The organism is Streptomyces sp. NPDC058662, assembly GCF_042716255.1.
GTDB lineage: Bacteria > Actinomycetota > Actinomycetes > Streptomycetales > Streptomycetaceae > Streptomyces.
In genome coordinates this window covers 17,202-27,703 of sequence record NZ_JBHXRU010000087.1, presented here as the reverse complement: position 1 = coordinate 27,703, position 10,502 = coordinate 17,202, and the positions used below count along the sequence as shown (strand labels likewise).

The following is a 10,502-nucleotide window of genomic DNA, read 5'->3' as shown; positions in this document are numbered from 1 at the left end:
GAGGGGCCCGAGGCGGTTACCGGCCCCTCAGGTCCGGCCGGCCGCCGAGGTCCGGTCCCTGTTCTGCCAGCGCCGATGGATCCACTGGCCGACGAGCGGCAGGGCCGTGAACACGGTGAGGATCCAGGCGGCGGAGAAAGCCCAGATCAGGGGCTGCGACACCGTGACCGATGCCGCGACCAGCAGCGCGACCGTCACCGCGCCCAGCAGACAGGCCGCCGCGACGCGGTTGCGGCGACGGGTGGACCGCAGGATCCGGTCGAAGGAGCGATCACCCTTGAGTTGGGCTTCGATCGCCGAGAGGGCGCGCTGCTCGCGGTCGGAAAGTCCGGCTCCGTCCATCACGACGTACCTCCGTCGGCTGCCGCCGACGGGCGCGGCCCGCAGCCTGTGGCCTGCGAATACCCGGCCTGGAGCGGCCCAACCCCCGCCGGGCCGTCGGGACGGGCCCGCAGCCCCCGCGGCCGGCGGTCACCAGATGGAGGCGACCCACTCCGGGTGGTCGATGAAGGGGTTCCGGTTGTGCTGGTAGCTGTCGAATATGACCTGGTTGCGCCGCTGCTCGAAGGCGTCCGGCGGGTCCTGCTGGTGCCACTGCTTGAGTACGCTGATCCGCCCGTGCGCGGGGGCCGAACCGTTGCTGACCTGGTCGTTGAGCTCCAGGTTCGCGAAGCCGTCACCGCCTTCGTAGCGGACGGCCATGTAGAGCAGCATCCGGGCCACGTCGCCCTTGACGGCGTTGCGCGGCTCGAAGGAGTCGCTGTCCGTCAGGCTCCCGGGCGCCTCCGCGACCGGGCTGCCGCCCTTGTCGAAGTCCTTGTTGCCGCGCGTGCTGTTGACCGTCACGTCCTCGGGGCGCAGGTGGTGCAGGTCGGTGCCGGGCCCGGTGGCGGTTCCGAAGTCGCCGTGGCTCTTGGCCCACACGTGCTCGCGGTTCCAGTCGTTGGACCCGCCGCCGTTGGTGCTCTTGGACTGGGAGCGGCCTGAGTAGAGCAGGATGACGTTGTTGGGATTCGCCGGGTCCTGGTCGGTGGCCTTGAGGGCGTTCCAGACCCCGTCGTAGGACACCTTCGACTGGTTCCTGATGATCTGGTGCAGAGCGGTCTTCAACGCGGCACCGGTCTTGCCCTCGGCGCTCGTGTAGTAGGAGTCCGCCGAAGCGGCGAGGGGGGCCGCGGCCCGCTGCTGGCCGGCGGACGCGGCGGCCGGTACGGCGAACAGCGCGGCCGCCGCGAGCCCGGCGGCCCAGGGAGTCAGGCGTGAGATTCTCATCTGTGGGGGTACCTCTCCACACGCACCGTCCCCGCCCGGGGAATTGGCGGGGTGTCAGGTGGCAGAGCGAGGCTCACATTGTCATGTGCCCTACAGATGAAGACCATGTGTCGGACGCGCGGATCTTGTACGGGGACACGCGTCACCCCCGCCCCCGTCCGCCCCGGGGAGTCCCTCGACGCCTCAGTTCGTCGCGGCGAGCGGCGGGGCCGCCTCGTACTTGTAGTCGGGGCCGAAGTTCTTCTTCACGGCCTGTTCCCAGGAACCGTCCGCCACCATCTTCTTCAGGGCAGCGTTGATCTTGTCCCGGAGTTCCGTGTCGCCCTTCTTCAGGCCGATGCCGTAGTTCTCGTTGCTCATGGCCAGGCCCGTGAGCCTGAACTTGTTCTCGTTGCCCTTGCGGGCGGCGTACCCGGCCAGGATGGAGTTGTCCGTGGTCAGAGCGTCGACCAGGCCGTCCTGGAGGGCGACGAGGCATTCCGAGTAGCCGCCGAGCTCCAGGACGCTGGCCTTCGGGGCGAGGCGGTTCTTGACGTTCTCCGCCGAGGTGGAACCGCTCACCGAGCACAGCTTCTTGGTGTTGAGGTCCTCGGCCTTGGTGATGCTGGTGTCGTTGGCCCGGACCAGCAGGTCCTGGTGCGCGAGGAAGTAGGGGCCGGCGAAGTCGACCTTCTCCTTGCGCTTGTCGCTGATCGAATAGCTCGCGGCGACGAACTCGACCTCGTTGTACTGCAGCAGCAGCTCGCGGTCGTTGCTGTACACCTGCTTGAACTCGATGCGGTCCGGCGCGTAGCCGAGCTGCTTGGCCACGTACGTGGCGACGTCCACGTCGAACCCGGAGAACGTGCCGTCGGGCTCGCGCATGCCGATGCCCGGCTGGTCGAACTTGATCCCGATGGCGAGCTTCCCCTTGACCTCTTCCTCGCCCAAGCACCCGGAGGTGGTGAGCGCGATGGCGATCACTGCGGCGACCGCACCGGCCTGGGGAACCTTCATGCTGCACTCTTTCCTCGGGAACGCGGGCCGCGCCGCCGGGGCCCGTCCAGCGGTGGCTGGGGGAGGGCGCGCCGGCGGGCGGGGAGCCGCGGAACGTGGGGGGTACGTCGTGACACGTGTACGAGGAAGCTAGGAAGGAGACGGCCGCACCGTCACTAGATCTGAGTAAAATTTGAGGATAACGATCCGGTTCCGCCGAAGGATCTTGGGTTGAACGGGTCCGTGACGGGACAAGGGGCCGGGTGGGGCGACGAGTTTAGGATAATTCGAGCGTAATGCGGTCATTTTGCGCCCAAAGGCGCAGATCCGTCGCATGCGGGTATTCGGCCCGCGTGTCGGCCCCTCGGGCCCGGCCGGTGAAGGCCGAAGTGGCTGGTAACGTACGGTCGTTCGGGTGCGGCCGCGGGCCGCGTGGGACCATGGCGGGGCACGATCTGCTGAGCGGAGGGGGAGACCGGTGACCGGTGTACGCAAGGGCCTGGCCAAGGTGGAGGTCGCGCTGAGGTGGGACCCCAGCCCCGCCGGGACCCCCGCGAACGACCTCGACCTCGTCGCCGCGGTCTACGGGGCCGCCGATCTCCATGGGACCCCCGTCCACCTCGTGCACTTCGGCAGCCGGTCGCCCGACGGCACCATCACCCTGAACCGGGACAGCCACACGGGCCAGGGCTTCGGTTTCGACGAGGTGATGACCCTCGAACTGAACCGGATGGGAGCGGAGCTGCGGCGCGTGGTGGTGGGCGTGGTCATCCAGCACGCCGACGGGTCCCCGGCCGGCCCGGGGGAGTCCGGCCGCAAGACGTTCGCCGACATCGGCGGCACGGGGATCCGGATCCGCGAGGGGCACACCGACCTCGCACAGGGCGACTTCGCCTCCGTGGCCGGCTCGACCGCCGCCACGATCGCGGAATTCTCGCGCGACGCGTCCGGCGCGTGGTCGCTGGACTCGGCGGACCTGCGAGGGTCCGACGCGGACCCGGAGGAGTTCACCCGGCTCATGGGCGGCCGCCGCTGACGGGAAGGCGCCCTGCGGCGCGGCGGCGCGGCAGTCCGACACCCCGGCGGCTGGACGGCCCGACAGCGACGGCCGTGGTCGGCGGGGACGCCGTGGCCGGTATACGAATCCGCCCGGATCGGGCGGCGGCCGCTCGACGTGCGAGTGACCGCCGCCCGATCCGGGCGGTGCGCTGCCGCCGTCCCCACGAGGCAGCGCGGGCAGGTCGCCGTCAGGTCATCGTGACGGCGGCCGGCCGGTTCAGGGGGCCTGGGGCGGGGTGAGCCCCAGGGAGGGGAGGATGGACGCGTCGATGAACCGGAGCAGGTAGTTGGCGTCGGCGAAGCGGCCCTCCAGGACCGGCAGGATGCGGACCAGGCCCATGAGCTGCGCCGGCAGGAACTCCACGGCCGGATGGTTCGCGCGGATCTCCCCCCGCGCGACGGCCCGCTCCACCATCGCGTCGAAGGCCGCGAGCTCCGGCTCGACCAGAGCCGCGCGCAGGGCCGCCTGCAGTTCCTCGTCGTCGAGGGCGGCGTGCCCGACCGCCTGCATGAGGCGGGTGTCGCGGCCCGAGGTGCACGCCGCGATCCGAGCGGCCTCGCGCAGGTCCTCCGCCAGCGTTCCGTTGTCCACGGCGACGAGCGTGCCGCGCCGGCCGGCCCGCAGGGCGGCGGCCACGAGCTGGGGTTTGGTCTTCCACTGCCGGTAGAGCGTGGACTTGCCGCAACTGGCCCGCGCCGCGATGCCCTCCATGGTCAGGGCCTCGTACCCGTCCTCGCGCAGCTGCTCCAGGACGGCGTCGTAGAACTCCTGCTCCCGCTCCGGGGTGATCTTGGAGCGGCGCCCGGGGGGCGGCGTCGACGTCATGGGGTGCGGCTCTCCTCGGGGGGCGGCTCGGCGGTGTCTTCCGATACGGAGTGTACCGGAACGCCAGCGTATCGGTACACCTGCGTATCGATACGCGAATGTATCGATACACTGGCGTGTCGATGAGCGCGCAGGACTCCCACCGGGACGTCCGCAGGACGCAGGAAGAGGGACCGGGGGATGACCACCACCCACGCCGCACCCGGCGGCCCGGGAACCGGCCGCAGCGCGGCGCGCCGCCGCCTCGTACGCGAGCTGCTGCTCGTCGCGGGCCTGTTCACCGTGTACAAGGCGGGCCGGCTGTTCTCCACGGGCCGCACCGGCGAGGCCTTCCGCAACGCGGCGTGGGTCCGGGACGCCGAACGCGCCCTGCACCTGCCCGGCGAAGGCGCGGTGCAGGGCCTGCTCCTGCACGCCGACTCCCTCGTGTACACGGCGAACACGTACTACGCGGCCGTGCACTTCCCCGCGACCGCGGGCTTCCTGATCTGGCTCTACCTGCGGCGCCCCCGGCACTACCTGTGGGCGCGCCGGGTGCTCGCCGTACTCACCGGGGCCGCCCTGGTGCTGCACCTCACCTTTCCGCTGGCGCCACCGCGGATGCTCGGCGACGCGCGGCTGGTCGACACCGGCCAGGTCTACGGACCCTCCGTCTACGGCGCTGCTCCCGCGGCCGACAGCATGGCCAACCAGTTCGCGGCGATGCCCTCACTGCACTTCGGCTGGGCGCTGGTGCTCGCCCTCGGCATGATCGCCGCCACCGCCTCGCGGGGGCGCGTGCTGTGGCTGCTGCACCCGCTGGTGACCCTGCTCGTCGTCGTCGGCACGGCCAACCACTACTGGCTCGACGCGATCGTGGCGACCGTCCTGCTGGGAGCGGCCCTGCTGCTGGTGCCCCGACCGACCGCGACCGTCCCGGTGGGGGGCGGGCTCGGTCCGGTGGCGGGGGCGCGGGGTCGGGTGGAGGGTGCGCGTGGTCCCGCGGCGGGGGCGCGGGGGCAGGCAGGGGATGGGCTCGGTCCGGATGCGGGGGCGCGCGGGCAGGCAGGGGGGGCGCCCGGCCGGGTCGCCCCCGGCGCGTCGCGCGCCCTGCCGCGCGCCGGTGCGGGGACCGGTGCGCCGCTCCGCGCCCGGCTCGGGGTCCCGGCCGGGCGCGGTGCGGGGACCGGGTCCAGGCCGTGAACGACACCCTCCTCGCGGTCCTGCTGTGCCTGGCCTCGGCCGTCGCCTACGCGTGCGCCGCCGTCGCCCAGGAGCGCCTCGCCCGGGCGTCCGCCGACACCGGGCGGGAACGCGTCTCCCGCAGCGCCGGGCGCCTGCTCGGCTCAGGGGCCTGGTGGTCGTCGGCCGGCCTGAACACCGCCGCCGCCCTGCTGCACGCCGCGGCCCTGCGGTACGGACCGCTCACCCTGGTGCAGCCGCTGGGGGCCCTCACCCTGGTCGCGGCCGTACCACTGGGAGCGCGCCAGGCCGGGCGCCGGGTGGCGCCGACCGAGTGGCGCGGCACGCTGGCCACCGTCGCGGGCCTCGGCCTGCTCCTGCTTCCCGCCTCCGGTCCCGCCCCCGACGACACGCTCACCCTGGCGGAGGCGCTGGCCGTGTCCGGGGCGACCTCCGTCGCCGTCCTGCTGCTGACCCTCCGCCCTGACCCGGGCTCGGGGCTGCGGCACGCGACGGCGTCCGGGCTGGCCTCCGCCGCCGCCTCCGCGCTGACCCAGACCGTCGCCGTGGCCGCCGGCCGGGGCGGCGCCCTGCTCAGCGTGCGGGTCGGTGCGGTGGCGCTGCTCGTGGTGCTGTTCGCGGTCGGCGGGATGCTCCTGTCGCAGCGGGCCTACCGGGGCGGGCTCGGTGCCCCCCTCGCCGTGGTGAACCTCGCCAACCCCCTGGCCGCGGCCGTCATCGGCACGGTCCTGCTCGGCGAGCGGCTCCAGGGCGGCGCGCTGGGCGTGCTGCTCGCCGGGGGCGGCGCCGTCGCCGCGGCCCGCGGGGTGCTCCTGCTGACCCGGACCTCCGCGACCGACACGGCCCAGGCGGCCCCCGCGCAGACGGCGCCGTCGCCGCCGATCCCGGCCCGCCCCGCACCGGCCGTGCCCGTACCGGCCCGCCCCGCGTCGGCTGTGCCCGTACCGGCCGTGCCCGTACCGGCCGTGTCCGCGTCGGCTGTGCCCGTACCGGCCGTGTCCGCGTCGGCTGTGCCCGTACCGGCCGTGTCCGCGTCGGCTGTGCCCGTACCGGCCGTGCCCGCGGCGGCTGTGCCCGTACCGGTGCTCCCGCCGGCGGCCGCCGGCGCGTTCCCCGGACCGTACGGTCCCGGCGCCGCCGCCCGGCGGGAGAACCGTTTCGGCCCGGACCGCGTCCTGGTGGGAGAACGTGTGAACGACCGAACGGAGTGACCTGACATGGGCATCGTCAGCTGGATCGTCCTGGGCCTGCTGGCGGGAGCCGTCGCCAAGGTGCTGCTCCCCGGCCGGGATCCGGGCGGCCTGATCGGAACCACCCTCATCGGTGTGGCCGGCGCCTTCACCGGGGGCTGGCTCTCGGCGAAGTTCCTGGACCGGCCGATACAGACCGAGTTCTTCGACCTCGCGACCTGGGGTTCCGCCGTCGCCGGCTCCCTGGTCCTGCTCATCGGGTACCGGATTTTCTTCGGCCATTCGCGCGACTGAAGGCGGCGGCCGCCCGTGCCCCGCGTCGACACCGGGGTCGCGACCCCGCACGCGGCTGCGGCAGCCTCGGGGGCCAGCGGTCCGTCCCGGCCGGGAACCGTCCGCAGTCGAGGGGCGAAATCGCGCCAGGGTGCGGGTACGGGCCCTGGCGGCGGTGCGGCGGGGCCGGTTTCACTGCGGGTCCATGAGACGACACAGGATCACGGGCCTGCTCGGCGCGATCGCGCTGGCCGCGGGCGCCCTGGCCGGCGCGGGACCGGCGAACGGTGCTACCGCGCCCGCGTCCGGCGACACCGCCAAGACCCCGATCGCGTCCGGCGGTTCCACCCCCGGCCGACCCGGCGCCGTGCCGCCCGCCGGGCCCAGCGCCGTGCCGGCCGCCGACCCGCCCGCCGAGTTCGGTACCGACTGGCACGACCCCCTCACCCCCGACCCGCCCGTCACCCGGCCCGCGACCCGCTCCTGCCGAGTGACCCTCGCCGAGGCGCGGTTCCGCGACTTCACGCCGTACCGGGGGAGCTACACGCCCCCCACCGGCTGCGGTACCGACCGGTGGGCCAAGGTGGTGCTCCGCCTCGACGGAGAGGTCAAGGGCCGCCAGTACGACCGCCTCGGCAACCTGACCCTGGGCGGCGTCGAGATCCTGCGCACCTCCACGCCCCAGCCGTCCCCCGACGGGATCACCTGGTCCGTGGAGAAGGACATCACCCGCTACCGCGACGTCCTCACCCGCCCGCAGCCCGTCGAGATGCTCATCGGCAACGTCGTCAACGACACCTACACGGGCGTCATCGACGTCAGGGCCACCCTGACCTTCTACGCCGCCGAGGGCCGCACCGCCCCCGCCGACACCCCGGACCGCGTCCTCCCCCTCACCTCCCCGGAGGTCGTCACCCCGCGCAACACCGAGCGGCTCCTCGCCGAGGTGTACGCCACCGGCTCGGGCGGCGGCTGCGAGGAGTACTGGTACATGACCGTCCCCGACGCCGCCCCGTACTCCTGCAAGGCCGCGGACGGTCCCCACCGTGAGGTGCGGGTCTCCGTCGACGGCCGCCTCGCCGGCCTCGCCGCCCCCTTCCCGACCGTCTGGACCGGCGGCTGGTCCAACCCCTTCCTCTGGTACGTGACCCCCGGCCCGCGCGCCTTCGACGTCCAGCCGATCCTCTACGACCTCACCCCCTACGCGGCGCTGCTCAACGACGGCCGACCCCACCGCGTCGAGGTGTCCGTCGCCGGAGTGCCGGCCGGGCAGAGCGGTTGGAGCACCCCCGCGAATCTGCTGCTGTGGCAGGACGAGGGCCGCGCGGTCGTCACCGGGGCCCTCACCCGGCACGAGGAGAGCGCCCCGACGGGCTCCTCGCGCTGGACGCCGGCCGCGCCCGGCGCCGAGCACCGCCTCGACACCGAGGGCGGCCACCGGCTGACGGTCGCCGGGTACCTGGACACCTCCCGCGGCAGGGTCACCACGACGGTCACGCGCGCCGTCCGCACCACCTCCGTCCACCGCTGGACGGACGGCGAGAACCACGACGCGCTCACCGCCCGCTGGACCGACGAGGAGAGCGTGACGCGTGGGGCGACCACCACCCGGACCGCGCGCACCTACACCATGGACGGCGGGACCACCCTCGGCGCCGGGGACCGGCTGCGTACGGTGCTCTCCCTCGGGGATCGCGCGGACACCGTCACCCTGCGCGGCGCGCGGCAGGTCGGGGCCTCCCGGTCGGACAGCACGTACACCGGCGACGCCACGTACACCGCGAACGTCCCCCGGGACCAGCGCCACGCGGTCGCCGCCACCTCCGCGCGCCAACAGTCGTACGGGTCCGGGGTGCCGGGAGGGTGTTACGACCGCACGATCGCCACGGTGCAGGGCACCGTCACCGCGGACCGCTTCCGCTGCTGACGGCGCGGGCGCCTACGATGACCGGCCATGGACACGAGTGAGGCCGGCAGACAGCTGATCGACGGGCGTTTCGAGCTGCTGGCGCCCCTGGGCAGCGGCGGTATGGGTACGGTGTGGCGGGCCCGCGACATCGCGTTGCACCGCGAGGTCGCCCTCAAGGAGGTACGCCCGCCGGACCCGGCGACCGCCGCCGCCCAGCCCGGCCTCACCGTCCAGTTGCGCGAACGGGCCGTGCGCGAGGCCCGGGCCCTCGCCCGCCTCGCGCACCCGCACGTGGTGACGATTTACCACATCGTGGAGCCCCCGGCCGGGACGGACGGCCATCCGTGGATCGTGATGGAACTGGTCAAGGGCGGTTCGCTGCACGACCTGTTGGCGAACGGGCCGATGGAGGTCGCCGACGTGCTGCGGCTCGGCCTCGACGTGCTCTCCGCCCTGCGCGCCGCCCACGCGGAAGGGGTGCTCCACCGCGATGTGAAACCGGCCAACGTGCTGCTGCGGCCCGGCGGCGGCGCCGTACTGACCGACTTCGGTATCGCGGCCCTGCACGGGTCGACCGGGCTCACCTCGACCGGGGTGCTGATCGGTTCGCCCGAGTACATCGCGCCCGAACGGGTCCGGGGCGAGGAGGGCCTGGCCGCCTCCGACCTGTGGTCGCTCGGCATGATGCTGTACGTCGCCGCCGAGGGTGCGCACCCGCTGCGCCGGGCCACCAGCCTGGCCACGGTGGTGGCCGTCCTGGACGAGCCGATCCCGGCGCCCGTACGGTCCGGGCCGCTGGCCCCCGTACTGGAGCGGCTCCTCGTACGGGACCCGGCCGCGCGGCCCGACGGAGCGCTGCTGGAACGACTGCTCCACGACGCGAGCACCGCTCTCGCGGGATCCGCCGCCGGTCCGTACGCGCCGTACGCCGCCCGGCCCGTCCCGCAGGGGCAGCAGCAGGCCTACGGGCAGTACGGCCCGCCCCCGACCGCCGCCAACCCGACTCCCGCCATGCCGCCGTACGGCGCGGGCGCCTCGCCCCGGACGCCCACCGCGCCCCTCCCGGCAGCGGCCCCGCGCCGCCGGGGCCTGTGGGCGGCGGCCCTCGCGGCGGTCCTGGCGGCCGGCGTCGTCGGGGTGGTGCAGCTCCTGCCGGACGGCGGCCGTTCCGGTGACGACGCGAAGGGCGGCCCCTCCCCGACCCCCGCCGTCTCCACCTCCACCGCCGCGGACCCCACCCCGAAGACCACCGCGCCCGGGACGCCCGCACCCCGGGTCGGCGCGGCCGCGGGCAGCATGCTCACCCCGGCCAACATCCGTACCGCCCTGGCGGCGTTCAAGGAGAAGACCGGCACCACCACCTTCGTGGACCTCAAGGTCTACGACGGGTACGTCCTTGCCTCCATCCCCACGGCCGCCGGCGCCGAGACCGTTGACAACTGGCAGTACCGCGACGGCGCCGCCAAGCGCACCGGCCCCAACGGCACGGTGAAGGAAGGCAAGCCCCTGATCGACATGTCCGCGGTCGCTTGGGACGCCCTGCCCGGTCTGCTGGAGCAGTCGCAGAAGGACCTGGAAGTCCCGAGCCCCACCTCGCGCTACGTCATCGTCGAGCCGTGGATGATGGACCAGGTCCCCTGCATGCGCCCCTACCTCAGCGACGAGTACGGCCGCGGCGGCTACGTCCTCGCCGGCATCGACGGCAAGGTGAAAAAGGTCGTCCGCTCCTGACTCCCTGCCCGAAACGGCACCATGGACCACGGGCCGCGCTACTCGTATATCAGTGCGAACCGGTAATCCTTCTGAGATATTACGA

10 protein-coding genes are annotated in these 10,502 nt (G+C 73.6%); 6 read left to right on the top strand and 4 right to left on the bottom strand.

Features of this window, described 5'->3' with window-relative positions; genetic code table 11:
• Window positions 1-27 precede the first annotated feature (27 nt).
• The 3 genes from ACFWUQ_RS24910 to ACFWUQ_RS24900 form a co-directional block, all read right to left on the bottom strand.
• A complete protein-coding gene (locus ACFWUQ_RS24910) occupies window positions 28-342 on the bottom strand; it encodes a DUF3040 domain-containing protein (protein ID WP_384541986.1) in 315 nt (104 codons plus the stop codon).
• A gap of 129 nt (window positions 343-471) precedes the next feature.
• Complete coding sequence (locus ACFWUQ_RS24905; protein ID WP_384541983.1) at window positions 472-1,272, bottom strand: endonuclease I family protein; 801 nt, start codon at window positions 1,270-1,272, stop codon at window positions 472-474.
• Window positions 1,273-1,455: 183 nt separating this feature from the next.
• Window positions 1,456-2,268: a glutamate ABC transporter substrate-binding protein gene (locus ACFWUQ_RS24900; protein WP_384541981.1), complete on the bottom strand. Its 813-nt coding sequence runs from the start codon at window positions 2,266-2,268 to the stop codon at window positions 1,456-1,458.
• Between the two features lie 457 nt (window positions 2,269-2,725).
• On the opposite strand from ACFWUQ_RS24900, the gene ACFWUQ_RS24895 reads away from it, so the two are divergent.
• Window positions 2,726-3,283: a TerD family protein gene (locus ACFWUQ_RS24895; protein WP_384541978.1), complete on the top strand. Its 558-nt coding sequence runs from the start codon at window positions 2,726-2,728 to the stop codon at window positions 3,281-3,283.
• Window positions 3,284-3,523: 240 nt separating this feature from the next.
• Here ACFWUQ_RS24895 and ACFWUQ_RS24890 read toward each other — a convergent pair whose 3' ends face one another.
• The gene (locus ACFWUQ_RS24890; RefSeq protein ID WP_384541976.1) at window positions 3,524-4,132 is read right to left on the bottom strand and encodes a TetR/AcrR family transcriptional regulator; all 609 of its coding nucleotides are present in this window, start codon (window positions 4,130-4,132) and stop codon (window positions 3,524-3,526) included.
• 180 nt (window positions 4,133-4,312) lie between these two features.
• Here ACFWUQ_RS24890 and ACFWUQ_RS24885 point away from each other — a divergent pair, with 180 nt between their 5' ends.
• The 5 genes from ACFWUQ_RS24885 (at window position 4,313) to ACFWUQ_RS24865 (ending at window position 10,417) form a co-directional block, all read left to right on the top strand.
• On the top strand, window positions 4,313-5,314 hold the full coding sequence (locus ACFWUQ_RS24885; RefSeq protein WP_384541973.1) for a phosphatase PAP2 family protein: 1,002 nt from the start codon (window positions 4,313-4,315) through the stop codon (window positions 5,312-5,314).
• The gene (locus tag ACFWUQ_RS24880; protein ID WP_384541970.1) at window positions 5,311-6,525 is read left to right on the top strand and encodes a DMT family transporter; all 1,215 of its coding nucleotides are present in this window, start codon (window positions 5,311-5,313) and stop codon (window positions 6,523-6,525) included. Before ACFWUQ_RS24885 ends, ACFWUQ_RS24880 begins: the two co-directional genes overlap by 4 nt.
• Window positions 6,526-6,531: 6 nt before the next feature.
• Entirely contained in the window at window positions 6,532-6,798 is a 267-nt protein-coding gene (locus ACFWUQ_RS24875) for a GlsB/YeaQ/YmgE family stress response membrane protein (RefSeq protein WP_384541967.1), read from the top strand.
• A 184-nt stretch (window positions 6,799-6,982) separates the two neighbouring features.
• Window positions 6,983-8,704 (top strand): peptide-N4-asparagine amidase, encoded by a 1,722-nt coding sequence (locus ACFWUQ_RS24870; RefSeq protein WP_384541965.1) that lies wholly within the window; start codon window positions 6,983-6,985, stop codon window positions 8,702-8,704.
• A 27-nt stretch (window positions 8,705-8,731) separates the two neighbouring features.
• Complete coding sequence (locus tag ACFWUQ_RS24865) at window positions 8,732-10,417, top strand: serine/threonine-protein kinase (protein ID WP_384541962.1); 1,686 nt, start codon at window positions 8,732-8,734, stop codon at window positions 10,415-10,417.
• Window positions 10,418-10,502 lie beyond the last annotated feature (85 nt).

Coding starts and splice junctions, on each gene's coding strand:
- ACFWUQ_RS24900 (WP_384541981.1), bottom strand. CDS start 2,268: ATGAAGGTTCCCCAGGCCGGTGCGGTCGCCGCAGTGATCGCCATCGCG.
- ACFWUQ_RS24885 (WP_384541973.1), top strand. CDS start 4,313: ATGACCACCACCCACGCCGCACCCGGCGGCCCGGGAACCGGCCGCAGC.
- ACFWUQ_RS24875 (WP_384541967.1), top strand. CDS start 6,532: ATGGGCATCGTCAGCTGGATCGTCCTGGGCCTGCTGGCGGGAGCCGTC.
- ACFWUQ_RS24870 (WP_384541965.1), top strand. CDS start 6,983: ATGAGACGACACAGGATCACGGGCCTGCTCGGCGCGATCGCGCTGGCC.
- ACFWUQ_RS24865 (WP_384541962.1), top strand. CDS start 8,732: ATGGACACGAGTGAGGCCGGCAGACAGCTGATCGACGGGCGTTTCGAG.
- ACFWUQ_RS24905 (WP_384541983.1), bottom strand. CDS start 1,272: ATGAGAATCTCACGCCTGACTCCCTGGGCCGCCGGGCTCGCGGCGGCC.
- ACFWUQ_RS24890 (WP_384541976.1), bottom strand. CDS start 4,132: ATGACGTCGACGCCGCCCCCCGGGCGCCGCTCCAAGATCACCCCGGAG.
- ACFWUQ_RS24910 (WP_384541986.1), bottom strand. CDS start 342: ATGGACGGAGCCGGACTTTCCGACCGCGAGCAGCGCGCCCTCTCGGCG.